This is a genomic window from Skermanella mucosa (assembly GCF_016765655.2).
Taxonomy (GTDB): Bacteria; Pseudomonadota; Alphaproteobacteria; order Azospirillales; family Azospirillaceae; genus Skermanella; species Skermanella mucosa.
This window is the reverse complement of sequence record NZ_CP086106.1, coordinates 2,213,589-2,235,022: the sequence shown is the minus strand read 5'-3', so window position 1 is coordinate 2,235,022 and position 21,434 is coordinate 2,213,589. Positions and strand designations below refer to the sequence as shown.

The 21,434-nt window shown below is 64.1% G+C and carries 12 protein-coding genes, 1 tRNA gene and 1 pseudogene; 6 read left to right on the top strand and 8 right to left on the bottom strand.

Annotated elements, in window-relative coordinates:
- The first annotated feature begins 180 nt into the window (after positions 1–180).
- From JL100_RS10050 to JL100_RS10045, 3 genes and pseudogenes are all read left to right on the top strand, one after another.
- Positions 181–6,210: a choice-of-anchor I family protein gene (locus JL100_RS10050; RefSeq protein WP_202685118.1), complete on the top strand. Its 6,030-nt coding sequence runs from the start codon at positions 181–183 to the stop codon at positions 6,208–6,210.
- A 592-nt stretch (positions 6,211–6,802) separates the two neighbouring features.
- Positions 6,803–6,940: pseudogene (locus tag JL100_RS36800) on the top strand (DUF6538 domain-containing protein); the annotation flags it as partial.
- Between the two features lie 81 nt (positions 6,941–7,021).
- Complete coding sequence (locus JL100_RS10045) at positions 7,022–8,542, top strand: site-specific integrase (RefSeq protein ID WP_228421176.1); 1,521 nt, start codon at positions 7,022–7,024, stop codon at positions 8,540–8,542.
- 165 nt (positions 8,543–8,707) lie between these two features.
- Here the strand turns inward: JL100_RS10045 and JL100_RS10040 are convergent, their stop codons facing one another.
- The gene (locus JL100_RS10040) at positions 8,708–9,952 is read right to left on the bottom strand and encodes a hypothetical protein (RefSeq protein ID WP_202685116.1); all 1,245 of its coding nucleotides are present in this window, start codon (positions 9,950–9,952) and stop codon (positions 8,708–8,710) included.
- Positions 9,953–10,304: 352 nt separating this feature from the next.
- Between JL100_RS10040 and JL100_RS10035 the strand changes: the two genes are divergently transcribed.
- Together JL100_RS10035 and JL100_RS10030 are read left to right on the top strand one after the other, a co-directional pair.
- Positions 10,305–11,146, top strand: a protein-coding gene (locus JL100_RS10035; RefSeq protein WP_456115318.1) for an IS5 family transposase whose coding sequence is annotated in 2 segments (ribosomal slippage) — positions 10,305–10,677 and positions 10,677–11,146 — 843 coding nt in all. Because the reading frame shifts where the segments join, the coding sequence is not laid out codon by codon here.
- A 214-nt stretch (positions 11,147–11,360) separates the two neighbouring features.
- Complete coding sequence (locus JL100_RS10030; RefSeq protein WP_202683594.1) at positions 11,361–12,218, top strand: helix-turn-helix domain-containing protein; 858 nt, start codon at positions 11,361–11,363, stop codon at positions 12,216–12,218.
- 130 nt (positions 12,219–12,348) lie between these two features.
- Here the strand turns inward: JL100_RS10030 and JL100_RS10025 are convergent, their stop codons facing one another.
- Entirely contained in the window at positions 12,349–13,476 is a 1,128-nt protein-coding gene (locus JL100_RS10025) for a porin (RefSeq protein WP_202683595.1), read from the bottom strand.
- A gap of 399 nt (positions 13,477–13,875) precedes the next feature.
- On the opposite strand from JL100_RS10025, the gene JL100_RS10020 reads away from it, so the two are divergent.
- The gene (locus JL100_RS10020; RefSeq protein ID WP_202683596.1) at positions 13,876–14,445 is read left to right on the top strand and encodes a recombinase family protein; all 570 of its coding nucleotides are present in this window, start codon (positions 13,876–13,878) and stop codon (positions 14,443–14,445) included.
- A gap of 551 nt (positions 14,446–14,996) precedes the next feature.
- On the opposite strand, the gene JL100_RS10015 is transcribed toward JL100_RS10020, so the two are convergent.
- The 6 genes from JL100_RS10015 to JL100_RS09990 all read right to left on the bottom strand — a co-directional run bounded on the left by JL100_RS10015 (position 14,997) and on the right by JL100_RS09990 (position 21,240).
- A tRNA-Glu gene (locus tag JL100_RS10015) sits at positions 14,997–15,072 on the bottom strand.
- Between the two features lie 108 nt (positions 15,073–15,180).
- Positions 15,181–16,971, bottom strand: coding sequence for a single-stranded-DNA-specific exonuclease RecJ (gene recJ / locus JL100_RS10010; protein WP_202683597.1), 1,791 nt, complete (start codon positions 16,969–16,971; stop codon positions 15,181–15,183).
- Entirely contained in the window at positions 16,968–17,936 is a 969-nt protein-coding gene (gene glpX / locus JL100_RS10005; RefSeq protein ID WP_202683677.1) for a class II fructose-bisphosphatase, read from the bottom strand. The genes recJ and glpX overlap by 4 nt, the downstream gene beginning before the upstream one ends.
- Before the next feature lie 116 nt (positions 17,937–18,052).
- The gene (locus tag JL100_RS10000) at positions 18,053–19,345 is read right to left on the bottom strand and encodes a homoserine dehydrogenase (protein ID WP_202683598.1); all 1,293 of its coding nucleotides are present in this window, start codon (positions 19,343–19,345) and stop codon (positions 18,053–18,055) included.
- Positions 19,342–20,592, bottom strand: coding sequence for an LL-diaminopimelate aminotransferase (locus tag JL100_RS09995; protein WP_202683599.1), 1,251 nt, complete (start codon positions 20,590–20,592; stop codon positions 19,342–19,344). Before JL100_RS09995 ends, JL100_RS10000 begins: the two co-directional genes overlap by 4 nt.
- Before the next feature lie 195 nt (positions 20,593–20,787).
- The gene (locus JL100_RS09990; RefSeq protein WP_202683600.1) at positions 20,788–21,240 is read right to left on the bottom strand and encodes a hypothetical protein; all 453 of its coding nucleotides are present in this window, start codon (positions 21,238–21,240) and stop codon (positions 20,788–20,790) included.
- Positions 21,241–21,434: the final 194 nt, after the last annotated feature.

The window sequence follows — 21,434 nt, the reverse complement described above, 5'->3', positions numbered from 1 at the left end:
TTATTATATGTAAATTTTTAAGGCCGTTTGGATTAATCCAATAATCGAGCCAAGCCGATTATCATCGACTTGTAATATTACTGAAATCGCTTTCTGAAAATGTCCGCCCAGCCAATCGCGGCTCCGTGTCATCACGCAGGTTGCCGCACTTATTATACAGGCGTAGGGAGGGCTTACTTGATGTCCAGCACGATCAGCACCGACGAGACCTTCCGTCTCCAGATACTTCATGCCTCTGACCTGGAAGGTGGCATCGACGCGATCCAGCGGGCACCCAATTTCGCCGCCATCGAGCAGGCCCTGGAGGCGGAGGAGGAAAACTCCATCACCCTGTCGGCCGGCGACAACTATATTCCCGGCCCCTTCTTCAACGCCTCCGCCGATCCCGACCTGGGTCCCGCCTTCGCGGATGCCTACAACTTCCTGTACGGATTGCCGGCCGATGCCGACGATGTGAGCTTCGAAGAATTGGCTCCGGCGCAGGGCCGCATCGACATCTCGGTGATGAACCTGGTCGGGTTCGACGCCTCGGCCTTCGGCAACCACGAGTTCGACCTCGGGCTGGACGCCATCTCCTCGATCATCGGCGTGGCCGCCGGGGCGCCGGACGCCGGCGAACCGCCGCTGTCCGGGATCGACTGGATGGGCGCCCAGTTCCCCTACCTGTCGTCGAACCTGGAATTCACCGGCTCCGGACTCGAATCCCTCTACACGGACGAGATCCGAACCGCCGACAGCTTCCGCACCGACCTGGACGCCGCGGCGGCCGGTACCGCCGATCCGGCCAAGATCGCGAACAGCGCCATCATCGAGGAGAACGGCGAGCCGATCGGCGTGATCGGCCTGACCACGCCGCGCCTCGCAGAGATCTCCTCCCCCGGCACGGTCGGGGTCGAGGGCTCGGACGAGGACCTCTCCACCCTGGCGGAGATCGTCAATGCCGAGGCGGCCCGGCTGGCCGACCAGGGCGTCACCAAGGTCGTCCTGGTCAGCCATCTCCAGCAGCTCGCCCTTGAACAGGGTCTGGCACCGCTGTTGAACGGCGTGGACGTGATCATCGCCGGCGGGTCCGACACGATCCTGGCCGACGACACCGACACGCTCCGACCCGGCGACGAGGCTGCCGGCCCCTACCCGGTCACCGCGACCGGAGCGGACGGCAACCCGATCGCCATCGTCTCGACCGACGGCGAATACAGCTATGTCGGCCGGCTGGTGGTCGAGTTCGACGCCGAGGGCGTGCTGATTCCGGACGGCATCGATCCGGAGGAGAGCGGCCCGATCGCCACCACGGACGAGCAGGTCGCGGCGCTCTACGACGGCGCCGACCCATTCGCCGAGGGCACCGCGGCCGGCGAGGTCAGCGACCTGGTGGGAGAAGTCCAGGGTATCGTGGACGCCCAGGACGGCAACGTCTTCGGCCTCAGCTCGGTATTCCTGGAGGGCCGCCGGATCAATGTCCGGACGGAGGAGACCAACCTGGGCAACCTGTCGTCCGACGCCAACATCGCGGCGGCGCGGGAGATCGACCCGGACGTCCAGGTCTCGATCAAGAACGGCGGCGGCATCCGCGCGCCGATCGGCACGGTGGCGGATGACGGCACCCTGCTGCCGACCCAGGCCAACCCGGAAGCCGGCAAGGAGGCGGGCGAGGTCTCCGAGCTGGACATCTCCAACGCGCTGCGCTTCAACAACAGCCTGACCACGCTGACCGTGACGGCCGAACAGCTCAAGGCCGCCCTGGAGCACGGCGTCGCCGCCGTAGGCCCCGGCGCCACTCCCGGCCAGTTCGCCCAGGTCGGCGGCGTCGCCTTCAGCTATGACCCGGACCTGCCGGCCGGCGAGCGGGTGCGCACGGCCGTGCTGCTGGACGACCAGGGCGAACCGGCCCGGACCGTCGTCGCCGACGGCGAGGTCGCCCCGGACGCGCCGGACGCCATCCGGCTGGTGACCCTGAGCTTCCTGGCGGACGGCGGCGACGGCTATCCGTTCCCCGAGTTCATCGAGGCCGATCCGGAGTTCGCCAACCGCGTCGATCTGGCCGACGTGCCGACCGACCCGGGCGCCGCGACCTTCGCCGACCCCGGCACCGAGCAGGACGCCCTGGCCGAGTACCTGGCCGCCGAGTTCGCCGAGACCCCGTTCGACGAAGCCGAGACCGCGCAGGCCGAGGACGAGCGCATCCAGAACCTGTCGGTCCGCGAGGACTCGCTGGACGACATCGGGGATGGTGACGGTGACGGCGATGGTGATGGCGATACGGGAGCCGGCATCGCGCTGACGCCGCTCGGCGTGTTCGAGACCGGCATCTTCGACGAGAGCGCGCAGGAGATCCCGGCCTATGATCCGCTGACCCAGCGGCTGTTCGTCAGCAACGACGGCGACCTGGCGGTGGACATCCTCGACGTTTCCGATCCCGACGCGCCGGTCCGCGTCGGACAGGCCGACATCGGCGCGCTGTCCGGAGCAGGCGGCGTCAACAGCGTGGCCGTTTCCGGCGGGGTGGTCGCCGCCGCGGTGCAGAACGAGGACGGCGCCGAGAACGGCTTCGTCGCCTTCTACAGCAACGGCGGGACTTTCCTGGGCACCGTCGAGGCCGGCGTGCTTCCGGACTCGCTGACCTTCACGGCGGACGGGACGAAGCTGCTGGTCGCCAACGAGGGGGAACCGACCGACACGACCGACCCCGAAGGCAGCATCAGCGTCATCGACCTCGCCGACGGCCTGATCGGGGCCGAGGCGACGCCGATCGATTTCTCCGCCTTCGACGGGCGGGAGGACGAGTTGCGCGACCAGGGCGTGCGGATCGAGGCGGGCAAGACCGTCTCGCAGGACGTGGAGCCGGAATATATCGCGGTGTCCCCGGACGGCGCCGTCGCCTGGGCCACCTTGCAGGAGAACAACGCGGTCGCGCGGATCGACCTCTCCACCCTGGAGGTGACCGACATCCTGCCGCTGGGCACCAAGGACTTCTCCGAGGACGGCAACGGAATCGACCCGAACGACGAGGACGGCATCGCGATCCGCCCGGTCCCCGTCCTGGGCCTGTACCAGCCCGACGCGATCGCGAGCTACGCCGGGGCGGACGGCGAGACCTATTGGGTCACCGCCAACGAGGGCGATACCCGCGACGGCGAGGAGATCCGCGTCGCCGACGCGGACCTGGATCCGACCGCCTTCCCCGACGCCGAATCGCTCCAGTCCGACGAGGAACTGGGCCGCCTGACGGTCTCGGCCGTGGACGGCGATACCGACGGCGACGGCGACATCGACCAGCTCTACACCTTCGGCGGCCGGTCCTTCACGATCTGGAACGACCAGGGTGAGCGGGTCTTCGACAGCGGCGACCAGTTCGAGCGGATCACCGCCGCGGAGCTGGGCACCACCGGCTTCAACGCCAACAACGACGAAAACGACAGCTTCGACAACCGGTCCGACAACAAGGGGCCGGAGCCGGAAGGCGTCGCGGTCGGCGAGGTCGACGGCCGCACCTATGCCTTCGTCGGTCTGGAGCGGGTCGGCGGCGTCATGGTCTATGACGTGACCGACGCCGACGGCGCCCGGTTCGTCCAGTACGTCAATACCCGCGACTTCGCCGGATCGGCCGAGGACGGCACCGCGGGCGACCTCGGCCCGGAAGGTCTGGCCTTCATCACCGCCGGCGACAGCCCGACCGGCGAGCCGCTGCTGGCGGTCACCAACGAGGTCAGCGGGACCACCCGACTGTTCGGCATCGGCGTCCCGGCGGAGCCGGACTATACCGCGATCGGCGAGATCCAGGGAACCGGCGCCACCTCCCCGCTGGCCGGCCAGACCGTCACGGCGCGCGGCGTCGTGACCGCGGTGGACGGCAACGGCTACTACCTCCAGGACACCGGGGAGAACGGCGAGGGCGACGGCGACGACGCCACCTCGGACGGCATCTTCGTCTTCACCGGGTCCGCCCCGACGGTCGTCCAGGGCATGGAGATCGCCGTCACCGGCACCGTCTCGGAGTTCACCCCCGGCGGCGCGTCGAGCGGCAACCTGTCCACCACCCAGATTTCCCAGGTGACCGACACCCGGGTGCTGGCGACCGATGCCGACCTGCCGGACGCGGTGATCATCGGAGAAGCCGGCCGCGAACCGCCGACCGAGACCATCAGCCCCGACGGCATCGAGTTCTACGAAAGCCTGGAAGGCATGCGGGTCACCGTCGCCGACGCCGTTGCCACGTCGCCGACCAACGGCTTCGGCGAGATCTTCACGGTGGCCGACCAGGGCGCCGGGGCGACCGGGCTCAACGATCGCGGCGCGATCGTGATCGGGCCGGACGACTTCAACCCGGAGCGGGTCCAGCTCCAGTTCGACTCCGACGTGTCCGGCGACCTCACCGCCGAGGTGGACACCGGCGCCCTGCTGGGCGACGTGACCGGCGTCGTATCCTACGCCTTCGGCAATTACGAGGTGCTGGTCCAGGAGTTGGGCGAAGTGGTGCCGAGCCCGATCGAGCGGGAGACCACGGATCTCGAGGGCGGCGCGGATCGCCTGACCGTCGCCGGCTACAATGTGGAGAACCTGGACCCCAACGACGATGACGGCGACACCGACTTGGCCGACGGCAAGTTCGACGCCCAGGCCGAACAGATCGTCACGAACCTGAAGTCGCCCGACATCATCGCCCTCCAGGAGATCCAGGACGGCAGCGGCTCGGCCGACGACGGGACCGTCAGCGGCGAGGCCACCGCCCAGGCGCTGATCGACGCCATCGAGGAGGCCGGCGGCCCGACCTACACCTATGTGGAGGTGGCTCCCGAGGACGGCACCTCCGGCGGCCAGCCCGGCGGAAACATCCGGGTCGGCATGCTCTACAACGGCGACCGGGTCGATCTGGTCGAGGACAGCGTGCAGGCGATCGGCGAGTTCGGGGAGGAGCCCTGGACCGACAGCCGCGTGCCGCTCTACGCCCAATTCGAGTTCAACGGCAACGCCGTGGACGTGATCACCGTCCACAACACGTCGAAGGGCGGCGGCACCCCGCTGTTCGGCGCGGTCCAGCCGCCGGTCAACGGCGGCGAGGAACAGCGGATCGCCCAGGGCAAGGCGATCAACGCGTTCGTGGACGAGCTTTTGGAAGAGGACGCCGACGCCAACGTGGTGGTTCTCGGCGATTTCAACGAGTTCCAGTTCCTGGAGCCGCTGGCGGCCGTCACCGGCGAGGGCGACGAGCAGGTGCTGAACAACCTGACGCTCACCCTGCCGGAGGAGGAACGCTACAGCTATATCTTCGAAGGCAACGCCCAGGCGCTCGACCACGCGCTGGTGAGCGACGCGCTGGCGGAGAAGACCGACTATGACGTGGTCCATGTCAACGCCGAGTTCACCGAGCAGGCCAGCGACCACGACCCGCTGGTGGTCGGCCTGGACCTGCCCGAGACCTTCGAGGTCACCGACGGCCGGGACGTGATACGGGCCGGCGACGGCGACAACCGGATCGCGGCGCTTGGCGGGCCGGACCTCATCGCGCTGGGCGACGGCACCGACATCGCCGAGGGCAATGCCGGCGACGACGCGATCGACGGCGAGGCCGGAACCAACATCATGTCCGGCGGCGACGGCGCCGACACGATCCGCACCGGCACCGGCTTGGACATCGCCCTGGGCGGGGCCGGTGCGGACCGGCTGATCGGCACCACCGGCACCAACGCGCTGTTCGGCGGCTCGGACTCCGACCTGCTGACCAGCGGCGACGGGATCGACCTGCTGGCCGGCGGGCGGGGCAGCGACACGGTCGTGGCGGGCTCCGGCCGGGACGCGGTGTTCCTCGGTTCCGACGAGGATCTGATCGTGTTCCCCAAGGGCTGGCTGGACGACGACAAGGCGGACACGACCTTGGTCGCCGACCTGGGCAATGGCGACGCGATGCTGTTCGAGGGCGGACGCGACCTCGACCTGACGGCGGACACCATCGACTTCGCCCCGATCCTCGGGCAGGTGGACGATCTGCTGAACGGCGACCTCGGGCTCCTGAGCCCGCAGCTCCAATCCCTGCTCGCTGGCATCGAGGACGGCGAGGACGTGGCCGAGGCGCTGGCGCCGCTGACCGCGCTGGAACCGGACGCCAACGGCCAGATCCTGGTGCCGGTGGTCGGCATCGGCGCCGGGCTGGACACGGTGACGGTGATCTCCGGCGACATCGAGGCCGTGCGGCAATCGATCTACGGAGCGTAACCGGCCCATCACCGCCGTGACGGGTGGCATGAGGGGCGGCGGCATCGACCATGCCGCCGCCAACCTCTTCCTGAAGGAAGTTACAGGTTCATCGCCGCGCGCCGCGCGCGGAAGAGTCCCGATCCTATAGGTGACTTGAAGGAGCTGGCCGAAACGACTTCCTTGAACGTCGAGGGGGTCGAGGAATCCGGTCCCGTCGGCATGATCAAGATACTCGAAGGCCCTGGCTGACCAATTGGCATCCATATTGAAGCGCGAGCCGGCATTGTCCGCCTATGTCGGGATGGCGCAAATGTCCGGATGTTGCGTGATGATCGCCCGCCCGATTACTTGCTTTCCAAGTAATCGGCCTTCGTGCCACTCCAGCCGCCGCGACGCGCCAAACCTTCGGTCGCGCTAAGGTAACTTCCCGAAGCTCGGCGGCCAGTGAACCATAGTGCGGATTGTCAGGAAAAACTCCAGGCAAGCCACTGTTTTGAGTGGCGTCCCCTACGGGAGGGGAGACGCCAACTTCGCCGGAAAGCTTCTAGATCAAGGGCTTTGGTCGCCAAAGTCAGCGGTTCGACAAGCCATTGCTACGAAACCTGCTACGATGGCTGCCCCCTTCATGCCGAATGCAAACCTGCACCTCCGGTCCAATGGCGTCTTCTATGTACGCCTATTCGTTCCATCCGATCTAGTACCCCGCTTCGGTCGACGGGAAATTACCCGCAGCCTTCGGACAAGCCGGCGAACCGAAGCTCATCGTTCATTAACCATAATGAAAGCGGCCGGCCTTAGGTTATTCGCCATAACCAGAGCGAATGCGATGATGACCGAAGCCGACGTGAAGAACCTTGCTCGCCAGCATTTCGACCGAGCAATGGCCGAAGCTGAGGACATGCGCCTGCGCCAGCGCATACCGGCCCATGATCCCGACATCCATTACCGTTTGGACCCGCACGATGCGATGTTGGACACCTATGATGAGGTTGTCGGCATCGCGCAGGATGACCTGGACCGGAATTGCCTGGGACATGTCGCCGAAGACGTGGACGCTATCCTGACCGCCAGCGGCATTGTCCTTGACCGGAACAGCCCTGCGTGGCGCAAGCTGGCCCACTACACGCTTCGCGCCAACCTGGAGATTGCGAAGCTAACCCGTGATCGGGCATATAGCCTTTTCGACACTGATCCGGCCGACCCGGTGGTAGCTCCCTGCCCTGCTGGATCTGTGGTCGCCTTGAATATCGCTGGCAATACGCCTGCCCCTGGTTTCATGGCGGAAGCTCAGCCCACACTGCAGGAAATCTACGAGAGGTATAAGGCAGAGCGTCGCCCCGCCGCCAAAACCATCGCCAAGTTCGATACCGCCGTAGCTCGGTTCAACAGCCTGCACGGCGATATGCCGATCGACAGCATCACCAAAGCGCATGTGCGAGAGTTCAAGGCTGCGATGTTGAAGATGCCGCGTGCCCTGCCCGGCCCTCTGCGTGATCTCCCTCTTCGGGATGTCCTGGCGCAGGTTGACGGCAGGAGCGATCTTGAGCGACTTTCTGGATCGTCCGTTAATGCCCTCCTGGGATCGATAGGAACCTTGCTCAGCTGGGCGGTCCAGAACGGTTACCTTGAGGCCAATCCCTTTTCCGGGATGAAGGTTCGAGAGTCCAAGACCAGCAGCGAAACACGGTTGCCCTACAGCACGGCGGACTTGGGTACCATCTTTAACTCACCCGTATATCGCGGCCGGAAGTCGCTGGCACGCTCTACAGTTCCCGGACCTGCCCTCATCCGTAATGCCGACTTCTGGCTGCCGATGCTGGGCGCCTTCACCGGAGCGCGGCTGAACGAATTGGGACAGCTTCAGGTGGCCGATGTGCGGCAGGATAACGGTATCCACTACATCGATATCAACACGGTTGGCGACGGCAAGACAATCAAGACCAACGAGTCCAGGAGGAAGGTTCCCCTCCATCCCGAACTGATCCGGTGCGGGTTCCTGGCCTATGTGGATCAGCAACAGCAAGCTGGTCACGATCGGGTGTTCTCCGAGCTGAAGCCGGACTGCAAGGGCCATCTGACCGGCAACTGGTCGAAGTGGTGGGGCCGGTATGCCCGAGACATCGGCATCACGGACAACCGAAAAGTCTTCCACTCATTCCGGCACGGTTTCAAGGACGCTTGTCGGGCGGCTGGTATCGAGGAGGCCGTGTTCGACGCGTTGATGGGGCATAGCAGTGCGTCGGTCAGTCGTCGCTATGGACAAGGCTACCCACTGGCACGATTGGCCGAGGCAATGGCAAGCGTCCGGTATGACAATCTGGACGTGGGCCATCTGCACGTGGCCGAGTAGAACCCCGGTCACCAAATCAACTGTTATGGGTAATGAGGAACTCCTCCCTCCCCCTCCCCTTCAAGGCCATGGATTAAGAATTAACCGTTATGGGTAATGGGGAATACCCCCTCCCCCCTCTCCTAATCCATGGCCTTGGTATCCCTGAAGTCGTGGGCGGATGCTCTACGCCTTGCCCCATCCCTTCCGATGCCATGCGGCCAGACGATCATCATAGTCCCGAAAACTCGGATCAGGCCGAAGCACATCCTCGATGTCCCATGCCCCGTCCGGATTTCCTCTGGCCTCCCTGGCACGCTGAACGCTCAGCGTCCCTTTAACCTTGCCAGCAATTCCGGTCACTTCCTCGAATGCCTGGGTCATCACGGCCTCAAGTTCATCGGTGTAACCATGGTGCATGATGACACTGTCATGGATAGGAAGGCATGGAATGCCCCGCTCGGCAAAATAGACCAGTACCTTTTCCAGAATGTCACTATCTACCCTTTGCAGGCGGATGCCTTCACCCGTACCAAAATACTTGGCAATCGGGGCAAACGCTTGTCGCACTACTTTCTTGAACTCAGGCCATGACATGCCGATAGCGTCAGCGTCGAAGCTGCTTACCGGATTGATGCGATTAGTGCTGGCGTTAATCAGGGCGTTGAAGGTCTGCTTGACCACCTCCCTGAACCGTGGATCAAGCCCAATGTCGTACGGATCATCCGGTGCTTCCAGCCCTTCCATAGCAAACAACATCCGGGGGTGGATGGAAGAGTAGTCGATCTCCACCGTTAGTTTGCCATTGATCCGGATGTAGGGACGGAGGTCACTGGGCACATTCTGCCACCAACCGCCATAGAACCGTCCGCCCATCAGGAATGAGTTATTGTTGAAGATGCGGCTCAAATACCGGCTACCAAGATCAATTGGCACCCGATCCTCCTTGGCCTCAAGCCGCTCCTGCAGGTTAACCCATTCGTCACGACTGATCTCGATGTCCGGCCAGTTCTGCCGAAGAACGTGGTTGATCCGACCAAGATTGTTACGCATCCGGGTCGTATCTTCGGTGTCGTCGTACTCCACCATCCTTCCGCTGTTATCACGAAGCAGGATCGTCTCCCGTGTCGGTGACGGAACCACATCGATCGGTGAAAGTTGGGTCTCCTCCTGAAGCAGCAGTCCCAACTTCTCGGTGCCAACAACCCTAGTCACCTGCCCTTCGCCAGTCGCCTTGAACTGGTATCCAGGGTTGGTGACCTTGAGGAACCCCAAGGCTTCCAAACCTCGAAACGCAGCCTCAAACTGACGGTAGGTCAGGTGCGGATTGCGGTACCGTGAGGCACCACTGTAGGCATTGGCATCCAACGAAATGCCCAGTTTGGTCTTAGGATCAATCGACCAGACTGTGAACAGGTTCAGCAGGAGCACGCGGATTGCGGTCCTGAACCGGAATGCCTCTGCCTCGGTGCGCCTCCTTATTCGCTCTTCCAACGCCTCAATCGCGCTGGCCACCTGATCAACTAAGCTGTTCAGAGCAGGCGACTCAGCCCACCGATGGCTGTCAAATCGTCTCTCATGTGGCTTCTGCGTAGCGGCTCCATTTTGCCTTGACATACTTGACTCATATGCATGAATGACGTTACTCCAGATGCTTCAACTTCTCGCCAGGCATTCCACTTCATTGCCCGTTTTAAAAGTGCAGCCAGTCCGATTGAGCGCGGGGGAAGGGTCACGTCTATAGCTGTTTGGAAGGGCGGAGATGCCCATTCTGGAGGCCGCAATGTGGACACCCGAGGATCGAGCGCTGGTTGGGGATTATGGTTCCGGTCAGGCCTTGAGCGATGATCAGTACCGCCTGATCGAGCCGTTCATCCCGCCGCCGAAGCCGGGCGGTCGGCCCCGGACCACCGATATGCGGCAGATGCTGGATGGCCTGTTCTATGTCGTGCGCACCGGGTGTCAGTGGCGCCACCTGCCACCGCCTCCCGCTTTTCCACCGTGGCAAACAGTCTATGGCTATTTCCGAACTTTCCTGGAGGGTGGTGTGTGGGAAACCATCCGCCACTATCTGGTCATAACTCTGCGCGAGACCGAAGGTCGAGAGGCCAGCCCGACGGCTGTCATCATCGACACCCAGACCGTCAAAACCACGGAAAAAGGGGCTCTCGCGGCTACGATGCCGCCAAGAAGGTCAAGGGCCGCAAGCGCCATATCGGGGTCGATACCTCTGGCTTTCTGCTCGGTGTCCTCGTTCACGCTGCCGATATCCAGGACGCCGACAGCGCTTGGGATCTGCTGAAGAAGATTAAGCACCTCTACTGCTGGCTCCAGGTCGTCTTCGCCGACAGCATCTACAATCGGTTGCCGGTCCTGCTCGCCTGCTTCCTGCTCGGCCTGACGCTGATCATCGTCCGCCGGATCGCCGGGACAACTGGCTTCGTCGTCATCCCTCGCAGATGGATCGTTGAAAGAACATTCGGCTGGTTCGGGCGATGGCGTCGCCTGTCCAAAGACTATGAAGAATTGCCAGAAGTCTCCGAAGCCATGGTCACCCTCGCAGCCATTCGCATGATGCTACAGCGCCTCGCCCACCCAAATCGAAAGCGCCTGCCACCTCCATGACTTTCAAAACGGGCAGTCAGTGGAAACAAAAACGATGAGCGACCTTTAAGACGCGGTGATCGGTGCCACGGAGCATCACTATGTAGCTCATCTCATTGCACGATGTTTCTAACTGACCTGCGGTCCTAGTGTAGATTTTACAGATCCGTGGAGCAGCACAAACCTTGCTCTTGTCCTTCACCAGAGTAAGCACGCTGAGATCACACAGATTTTGGTGCATGACGATCTCGGTATTAGTCATAATCACCATCACAACGCTTCAAAAACAGGAAATGTTTCGAGATCCATGCCAAATAACTTTACTTTGCCCCCTGCACTCCTACGCGAACTTGGATACTTGATCAATGATGGTCAGCGTCGCGGCTGGGCTGATCGGGTGGCCCAAATGATCAGAGTTAATCCGCGAACGGTTGAAGCATGGGCAAGAGGTGAGCGAGAGTGCGAGGGGCCATCGGCAGTGCTGATAGCCCACTTGGCACGAATGACAGCAAACGGCACTTACACGGATATATCGCTTGACGAAGTCGCTAAAATAATTGCATCGCACGGCATCAAATCGTCTATTGATCTTGATGATCCAGGAACGCGAACAAAAATTCGATCGGTGATAAAGCTAACTTCGAGCATAAAAAAGGTTGCTGAAGACCTTGGCATTAACAGACCCGCGTTATCACGTTGGCTTTCCGGAGAGAGCGCTTTGAGCTTTGACTTGGCGTCGAAAGTTTTAAGCTTTCTTGGGCTGAATAGAAGCATGGAGACGCCTTACGAAGCAACGTGGCACGTTAATCTTAACGACGATCCAAGTGACGAGTTCCTTCAAGACATTCGGGACGCTATTGCTTTATTCTTTCCTGAATTGCCCGACTGTATCGTTTCCCAAACAGACATGAGATCCGAACGGCATACTACATTTTCGGTTAAGCTTTCACGTCAACAAACAACCATCAGTATAGATATCAGAGCTGCAAATAAACTTGTCCGCAACGTTGATATTTTACAGAAACTCTTCTCAGCGTTCGATGGTGTGTCTACATTTACATTTTACTGCCCCGTCGAATGCCAGAAGGACTAGAAGGAATACGCGTAAAAAGTCGAAGGATAGATCCTTCTGCAGTTATGGGTTAGGATACGAAAAGGGCAGCAGCTTTCGCCACTGCCCCTTTCGTGTTCATTGGACCCGGTTGCCCCAGTCCGCACTTCGATTAGAAGTTCAGGCGGGTGCTCAGCACGGCAACGTAACCTTCATTGCTGACCGTAGGTCCGGCAGCAACACCAGTAGCAGTAACGGGAACGACGTCCTCATCCACGAACATCAGGTCGGCCTGGACGATGAAGCCCGGAGCCAGGGTGTAGGCGAAGCCACCGCCGTAGGTCTTGTAGTCCGGAGTGTAAGTGGTGAAGCCACCCTTCGCACCCTCGGCATCGGCATAGCTAATACCGACCGCGAACGGACCGGCCGTGTAGCTGGCGCCGACGTGCCAAGCGCTTGCGTCACCGGCGTTCGTGCCGGCAGTAGCGCCGAAGTCGTCGCCGTCAATGTAGCCGCCGCCGAACTTGAAGCCGGCGTAGCCGACCTGGGCACCGGCCTGCCAAGCGAAGAAGTCTTCCAGCTCGGTGGCGCCGACGGCGTCTTCGCCGCTGGCCGTCGAACCGGTGGCGCCCAGGGCGACCGAGAAGCCGGCGAAGGTGCCGGTGTAGTTGGCGCCGAACTCGAAGAAGTCCCGGTAGGTGGTGTCTTCCTTAAAGGCGACGACCGACTGACCCTCGTTGCCGTTCTGGGTGGCGTAGCTGACGCCGGCCTGGATGCCGGCGAACCGCGGGGTCAGGTACATGACCTTGGTGGAGTCACCCGAGTCCGGAGCCTTGATGGTGCCGAAGAAAGGCTGGGCGCCGAAGCGGGGCACCGAAGTAGAGCCGGTGTCCAGGAAGTCGTAGGCGTCGCCGTCGAGCTGCTCGATACCGATCAGCGGGGCGTAGATGGCGAGCGTGTCGGCAGCGCCGTCGAAGTCACCGAGCTCGATACGGCCCCAGGTGCCGCCGAGGTAGACCGAGGCTTCGTCCGTAACGATGCCGGCGTTGGCACCCGAGGAGTTCTGCAGCTCGACCTTGGCACCGTAGAGCAGGCCATTGTCGGCCTTGCCGTCGGCGCGGACGACGATCTCGGTCTCGAGCTGGAACTCGCGGCTGGTACGGCCGGGAGCATCGTCATCGTAGTAGGCGCCGAAGAACTCGGTGTAACCGCCCAGGGACACGGTGATCTGCGCCTGTGCAGCCTGCGCATACAAAGCGGCGGCGGCGATCGCGGTGGTCCCCAAAAGGATCTTTTTCATTTAAGCTACCCCTATCGAGTATTCATTCAACCGACGCAGCCACGATCTTGTCGTCCCCGCTGTCGTCTTGGTCGTATAAATACCGGGAAAGGCATGGCTTGCAACAACATCCATGCTTCTCCTCTGGTCAAAGCCACACACCGTGACAATGATACAACACATGCCTTCGGCGGGTGATCGGTACTCTCCGACACAAACAAAGGTGGCGAGCGACATGAATGCAGCGCTGAACGGCGACAAGCTGGGCGACCATTGCATCATTAATGTATACCCATACGAGACATAGGTCGTGAGACATTTGCCCCAGCATCTATGAGTCTCATTTGGATTGATTATCGATTTCGAGACAGGCAAAGTTCAGGTTCTAGACCCATATGAGACACAATCGGGAACCGGAGCATGACCGTCTACGGCTACGCCAGAGTGAGCACCATTGACCAAGACCTGTCCATCCAGACCACGGCGCTGAAAGCCGCTGGGTGCGATGTAGTACGATCGGAGAAGGTGAGCGGCACCAGCCGACAAGGGCGGACCGAGCTGGACACACTGCTTCAGTTCCTTCGGTCTGACGACGTGCTGGTAGTCACCAGGGTAGACCGGTTAGCCCGCAGCATCGGCGACCTTCAGGATATCGTTCGGGAACTGAAGGCCAAGGGAGTGACCCTGAGGGCAACGGAACAACCAATCGATACCGGGACGGCTGCCGGTAAAGCGTTCCTAGATATGCTAGGCGTGTTCGCGGAGTTCGAGACGAACCTGAGGAAAGAGCGCCAGTTAGAGGGGATCGCAAAAGCCAAGGCCGAAGGCGTCTATAAGGGCCGGAAGGCCAGCATTGACACTGTACAGGTACGCGCCCTTAAGGCCGGAGGGCTAGGGGCAGGTGAAATCGCCAAGCGCCTTGGGATTGGACGAGCGAGCGTGTACCGCATCCTTGATGCTGCAGAAGCCCGCCAGAAGGCCACAGGATAGCTTTCGGTCTCCGCAGGGGAAAGGAGCGGAAAAACTTGGGGACTCACCCAGCAAGCCTCCCAAGGGCATGGTGAAGCATCCCGCCCAGGAAGGTACAACCGCGCCGATGCGGAGCAATGGGCGTAAGGAACTGGCTGCCGGACGGCGGTTCTAAGCCGCCTCTGGTTGACCTGCCCGCAAAGACCGCACGATGAAGCAATTCGGCCTTCAGCTACCTCCCCCGGGGCAGGGACCAAGCCCCCCTCTCAGACATCCGTACACACACTCGGTGTAGATTGACCTGTCAGGTTTGGAAACCACAGAGCCGAGCAACCAGGTAGCGGTACATAGATTGGTTGCCAAAAAAGAATTATACATGAAAGACTTGTAATTTTTCCATACACATAGGCGCCGAGGCGGAAAAACGTATCCATCACCGTCAATGCCACCATACAGTGTAACTCGTTAACCACACCAGAGGCTAGGCTTCTGCTACGAAGCCTGCTACGATTTCAGTGCCTGTCGGATTGCTGTAGGCGCCGGAAAACCTTGATCTAAGCCACTACTTTGAGTGGCGTCCCCTACGGGATTCGAACCCGTGTCGCCGCCGTGAAAGGGCGGTGTCCTAGGCCTCTAGACGAAGGGGACGAGGCGCTGAAGTGAGTGGATGGATAGCCGGGCGACGGGGGTAAATCAAGGCGGATTCTGCTGGGGCGGCGAAGTTTCTGTGGGAAATTTCTCCGCCCCGGCAATGGGTCAGCCAGCGGTGCCCCAGACCGGGGCGGCATCCTCGATCATCAGCTGGACCTCGTTCCGGCCCTGCCAATTGTCGGGGCGCAGATGGCCGGCGACATGCAGCGGCGCGCCGCCGCTCTTGAGCAGGCCCTTGCCCAGGTCGCTGTCGAGCGCGCGGAACGCGATGGCCTTCAGGCGCTCGCCGCCTCCGCTGGTCAGGATGCAGCGGACATGGTTCTCGCCGACCACGCTGGCATGGGCGATGCGGGCGTCGGCCAGCGCGAAGCGGGGCTCGGAATTGCCTGTGCCAAAGGGACCCAGCTTGGCCAGCGTACCGACCAAGCCGGGCGTGGCTCCCCCCACCGACAGCACGCCGTCCAGCTCCAGGGTCGGGGCAAGCGGTCCGCCCTCCTGCTGGGCGGCGATGCGGTCGGACAGGAATCGTTTCAGCTCCGGCAGCCGCTCGGCCGCCGCGGTGAAGCCCGCCGCCATGCGGTGGCCGCCGCCGGCGATCAGCAGGCCGGCATGGCGCGCGGCGATCACCGCCGCTCCCAGGTCGACGCCGCGCACCGACCGTCCCGAAGCCTTGCCGATGCCCTTGTCCAGCGCCACGACGCAGGCCGCGCGGTTGTAACGCTCCTTCAGGCGGGCGGCGACGATGCCGATCACCCCCGGGTGCCAGCCCTCGCCGACGGCGAAGACCAGCCCGCCCAGATCCTCCAGCGCCGCCTCGACCTGGACCATGGCCTCCTCGACCACGGCCGCCTCGATGGCGCGGCGCTCGGTATTGTGCTGGTCGAGGATGCGCGCCAGATCGGCGGCCTCGGCCGGATCGTCGGTCGAGAGCAGCCGGGCACCCAGGTCGGACGCGCCGACCCGGCCGCCGGCGTTAACCCGTGGCCCCAGGATATAGCCGGCATGCCAGGCGTCCGGCTTCTCCGCCAGCTTGCACAAGTCGGAAAGGGCGGTGATGCCCGGATTGGACCGCCGCGCCATCACCCTGAGCCCCTGGCTCACCAGGGCGCGGTTGAGGCCGACCAGCGGCACCACGTCGCATACCGTCCCCAGGGCAACGATGTCGAGCCAGCCCAGCAAGTCCGGCTGCGGCCGGCCCGCCGACCACCAGCCGGCATCCCGCAGCGCGCGGTTGAGCGCCACGACCAGCAGGAAGGTGACGCCGACCGCCGCCAGGGTCTTGTGCGGCGAGGCGTCGTCCACCCGGTTGGGGTTCACCACCGCGACCGCCTGCGGCAGGCGCGGCTCCGCGGCGTGGTGGTCGACCACGACCACGTCGAGCCCCGCAGCGGCGGCGGCGGCCAGCGGATCGAAGGCGGTAACGCCGCAATCGACCGTGACCACCAGGCTGATGCCCTTTTCCTTCAGGCGGATCAGCGCCGGCGCGTTGGGGCCGTAGCCCTCCGCGATCCGGTCGGGGATGTAGACGGACAGGTCCGCCCCCGCCGCCCGGAAGAAACGGCGAAGCAGGGCCGACGAAGTGGCGCCGTCCACGTCATAGTCGCCGAACACCGCCACCCGTTCGCCGGACCGGATCGCGCGCGCGATCCGGTCGGCCGCGGCGTCCATGTCCTTCAGGTGGCTGGGGTCGGGCAGCAACGCCTTGAGCGTCGGCGACAGGAAATTTTCCGCCGTGGGCAGATCGACGCCGCGCGCCGAGAGGACGCGGCCCACCAGTTCCGGCAGGCCGTGGCTCTGGGCGAGCGCCAGGGCAGTCCGCTCGTCGGACGGCCGGGCGATCCAGCGCCGGCCCCCGAGCGAGCGGGTAACGTTCAGGAAGGCCTGTTGCGAACTCACTTATCCGCGGGACCGAAGCCGGTCTTGCGGCGGAAGTTGTGGTGCGCCTCGACGATGCGGACGGTGCCGCTCTTCGAGCGCATGACGATGGAGTGGGTCACGGCCCCGCCGGCGAAGCGGCGAACGCCCCGCAGCATGGTGCCGGTGGTGACGCCGGTGGCGGCGAACATCACGTTGCCGCTGGCCAAGTCGTTCAACTCGTACTTGCGGGTCAGGTCGGTGACGCCCCAGCGCGCCGCCCGGGCCTTCTCGTCGTCGTTGCGGAACAGCAGCCGGCCCTGGAACTGGCCGCCGATGCAGCGCAGGGCCGCGGCCGCCAACACGCCTTCGGGGGCGCCGCCGCTGCCCATGTACATGTCCACGCCGCTTTCCGGCTGGGACGTGGCGATCACGCCGGACACGTCGCCGTCGGAGATCAGCATGATCCGGGCTCCGGCCTCGCGGACCTTGGCGATCAGCTCCGAGTGACGCGGCCGGTCCAGGATGCAGACGAGCAGCTCGGAGACTTCGGCGCCCTTGGCCTTGGCCAGGTTCTTCAGGTTGTTGGCGACCGTCTCGTCCAGGTCCACGACATTTTCGGGCAGGTTGCCGCCGACCGCGATCTTGTCCATGTAGACATCGGGCGCGTTCAGGAAGCCGCCTTCCTCCGCCATCGCAACCACGGCCAGCGCGTTCGGGCCACCCGTCGCGGTGATGGTGGTGCCTTCCAGCGGATCGAGGGCGATATCGACCTTCGGGCCGCCGGTGCCGACCTTCTCGCCGATATACAGCATCGGCGCCTCGTCCCGCTCGCCCTCGCCGATCACGACGGTGCCTTCGATCGCCAGGCTGTTCAGCGCCTGGCGCATCGCGTCCACGGCGGCCTGGTCGGCCAGCTTCTCGTCGCCGCGGCCGATCAGCAGCGATGCCGACAGGGCGGCCGCCTCGGTCACGCGTACGACCTCGAGGGCCAGGTTGCGGTCCATCTGACGCGCTGCTTGCTCTACCATCGTTTTCCCCCTGGGGTTCTTCCCCATTTCCTCAATCGATTGAACTCTTTCCGGAGCCCGGTTTTCCGGACACCCGGCCCGTCGGACCTGACTCAGAACTGCTCGATGCGAATCATCCGCGGCGCTTCCATCACCGCTTCCAACCGCGACAGCGACACCAGCGCCCGCTGCATGGACGCTTCATCGGTGTCGTGGGTGGTCAACACGACGGGAACCGCTTCGCCCGGCGCACGGCCGCGCTGCAGGAACGATTCCATCGAAACATTCTCGTCGCGCAACGCCGCCGCCACCTCTGCTATCACGCCGGGGCGGTCGACCACCATGAGGCGCAGGTAGTACGCTCCTCGGCGTTCCTCGGGCGGGGCGGCTCGGACGCTTTCAAGCCGATCGGACGGGACGCCGAACGCCGGGGAGATCCGGCCCCGCGCCACGTCCACGAGGTCGGCGACGACGGCCGACGCTGTCGGGCCGGCGCCGGCGCCGCGGCCGACGAAGGTGACCTTCTCGACGAAATCCCCGTCCGCCACCACCGCGTTGAACACGCCGTCGACCGACGCGATCGGCGAATCGACCGGCACCATGGCCGGATGGACGCGCTGCTCGACATTGCCGTTGTAGCGCCGGGCGATGCCCAGCAGCTTGATCCGGTAGCCCAATTCGCGGGCATAGTCGATGTCCAGCGCGGATATATGCCGGATGCCTTCGATGTGGACGGACTCGAAGTCGACCGCGCAGCCGAACGCCACGGAGGTCAGTATCGCCAGCTTGTGGGCCGCGTCCACGCCGTCGATGTCGAAGCTCGGGTCCGCCTCGGCGTAGCCCAGCTTCTGCGCTTCGGCGAGTACGTCGCCGAACTCTCGCCCGGTTTCCCGCATCTCGGTCAGGATATAGTTGCAGGTGCCGTTCAGGATGCCGTGGACTTCCTTGATCCCGTTGGCCGCCAGCCCCTCGCGGAGTCCCTTGATCACCGGGATGCCGCCGGCCACGGCCGCCTCGAAGGCGAGCGCCACCCCGTTCTCCTCGGCCAGCCGGGCCAGGCCGGTGCCGTGGAGCGCCAGCAGCGCCTTGTTGGCGGTGACCACGTGCTTGCCCCGCGTCAGCGCGGTCTCGCACAGCTCGCGGGCGATTCCCTCGGACCCGCCGATCAGTTCGACCACGACGTCGACGTCGGGATCGGCGGCCAGCGCGGTCGCGTCCTCGTACCAGCGGGCGCCGCTGAGATCCACGCCGCGGTCACGGCCCCGCGTCCGTGCGCTGACCGCGGTGACGATCATGCGCCGGCCGCTCCGCCCGGCCAGCAGGTCGGCATGGCCGTCCAGCAGCTTCAGGACGCCGCCGCCGACGGTTCCCAGGCCGGCGACCCCGATCTTCAACGGGGCCGTCACGACGCGGCCCGCTGCTTGGCGCCGGCGGGAACCGGGGCGCGGCGCGCGGCGCCCTGCGGCGCGATCCCCGCTTCCTGGAAGAACAGGCGGATGTTGCGGCAGGCCTGCCGGATGCGGTGCTGGTTCTCGACCAGCGCCAACCGGACATGGCCGTCGCCGTACTCGCCGAAGCCGATGCCGGGCGCCACGGCGACCTTCGCCTCCTGGAGCAGCAGCTTGCTGAACTCCAGGCTGCCCAGGTGGGCGAACTGGGCCGGGATCGGCGCCCAGGCGAACATGCTGGCCGGCGGGCTGGGCACCTGCCATCCCGCCGCGGCCAGACCCTCGATCAGGACGTCGCGGCGGGCCTTGTAGATCGCCCGAGCCTCGGCGACGCAGTCCTGCGGACCGTTGAGTGCCGCGGCCGCGGCGACCTGGATGGGGGTGAAGGCGCCGTAGTCCAGGTAGGACTTGATGCGCGCCAGGGCCGTGATCAGCTTCTTGTTGCCGGTGGCGAAGCCGATGCGCCAGCCGGGCATGGAATAGGTCTTGCTCATCGAGGTGAACTCGACCGCGATCTCCCGAGCCTCCGGGATCTCCAGGATCGACGGCGGCGGCACGTCGTCGAAATAGATCTCGGAGTAGGCCAGGTCGGACAGGATGTAGATCCCGTGCTTCAGGCAGAACTCCACGATCGGCCGGTAGAAGTCCAGGTCGACGACCTCGGCCGTCGGGTTGGACGGATAGTTCAGCACGACCGCCAGCGGCTTGGGCACGCTGTGCTTCACCGCGCGTTCCAGCGATTCCATGAAGCTGTAGCCCTGCCCGATCGGCAGGTGGCGGATCGCGGCGCCGGCCAGGATGAAGCCGAAGGGATGGATCGGATAGCTGGGATTGGGCACCAGCATGATGTCGCCCGGGCTGGTGATCGCCTGCGCCAGGTTGGCCAGCCCTTCCTTCGATCCGATCGTGACGATCGCCTCGCTCTCCGGGTCGAGCGTCACGTTGAAGCGCTTCTTGTAGTAGGAGCAGATCGCCCGCCGCAGGCCGGGGATGCCCCGCGAATTGGAATAGCGGTGGGTCTTCGGGTCCTGAACCGCCTCGATCAGCTTTTCCACGATGTGCGGAGGAGTCGGCAGATCCGGATTGCCCATGCCGAAATCGATGATGTCCTCGCCTGCGGCTCGGGCTCGCGCCTTCATGGCGTTCACTTCCGCGAACACATACGGCGGTAATCTCTTGATCCGGTGGAATTCGCTATCCGTCATGGGTGCCCCGAAAACCTGGAGATACGGGCGCCTGAAAAATGCGCGCCGCCCTGTCCGGCCGCGGCATTTCGGCCGGACCGGAGCGGGGAGCCAGTATGTACCGCCCCGACGCTCCGGAATCGAGATTTTTCGGCGGCGGCTTCACCCCAAAAGATACGGGCCGAAGGATACAGGTCGCCGGCGCCGCGCCGTACCTCAGGGAGCCGCGGGCGGGGCCTGCGGGATCTGGATGGCGCTGACCGGCGGCGGAACCTCGCCGCCCATCGCGGGAAGCGTCGGCGGTGCCTGCCGCGCCGGGGCGACCGGCGCCCGGGCGTCCAGGTCGGCACCCGACGCCAGGTCCTCGCCCCTCTCGATCTTCAGCCGGTCCAGTAGTGCCTGCCGCTCCGCCGGCTTGCTGAAGGCGGTCGGCCGCGGCGGCACGCTGGCGAGGTTCGGCCAGGTCTTGTCCTGGTCGGTGGCGCGCCGGATCAGCCCCTGCTCCGCCCCCTCGGGCGGCAGGCCGGCGCCGCCGCCCAGCAGGTCGAGCACGGGACTGTCGGCGCATCCCGCCGTGCCGGCCAGCAGGGCTGCGGCGGCCAGGATACGCCAGGGGGCCGCCCGGCGCGGACGGGTTTGCGGATGCTGGTTCGGGCCTGGGCTGGTCATTGCGTAGCCATTTTATATTTTCTGTCACCCATTGCCGTCATAGTCTCCCATGGCGGAGGTTTTGGCATCCCCGTGCGTCGATTGGGCGCGGACGAAACTCGCCGGAACCATACGCCGCAGTATCACGGCGCTGAAAAAATTACGCCGATGTTGTATCAAAGTGCGCGTTCCATCAAGCCCGGCATTCCGCGTTC

Bases quoted from the DNA above. Each gene is read 5' to 3' on its own strand.
- JL100_RS10050 (WP_202685118.1), top strand. From the start codon at position 181: ATGTCCAGCACGATCAGCACCGACGAGACCTTCCGTCTCCAGATACTT.
- JL100_RS10045 (WP_228421176.1), top strand. From the start codon at position 7,022: ATGACCGAAGCCGACGTGAAGAACCTTGCTCGCCAGCATTTCGACCGA.
- JL100_RS10025 (WP_202683595.1), bottom strand. From the start codon at position 13,476: ATGAAAAAGATCCTTTTGGGGACCACCGCGATCGCCGCCGCCGCTTTG.
- JL100_RS10020 (WP_202683596.1), top strand. From the start codon at position 13,876: ATGACCGTCTACGGCTACGCCAGAGTGAGCACCATTGACCAAGACCTG.
- glpX (WP_202683677.1), bottom strand. From the start codon at position 17,936: ATGGACCGCAACCTGGCCCTCGAGGTCGTACGCGTGACCGAGGCGGCC.
- JL100_RS09995 (WP_202683599.1), bottom strand. From the start codon at position 20,592: ATGACGGATAGCGAATTCCACCGGATCAAGAGATTACCGCCGTATGTG.
- JL100_RS09990 (WP_202683600.1), bottom strand. From the start codon at position 21,240: ATGACCAGCCCAGGCCCGAACCAGCATCCGCAAACCCGTCCGCGCCGG.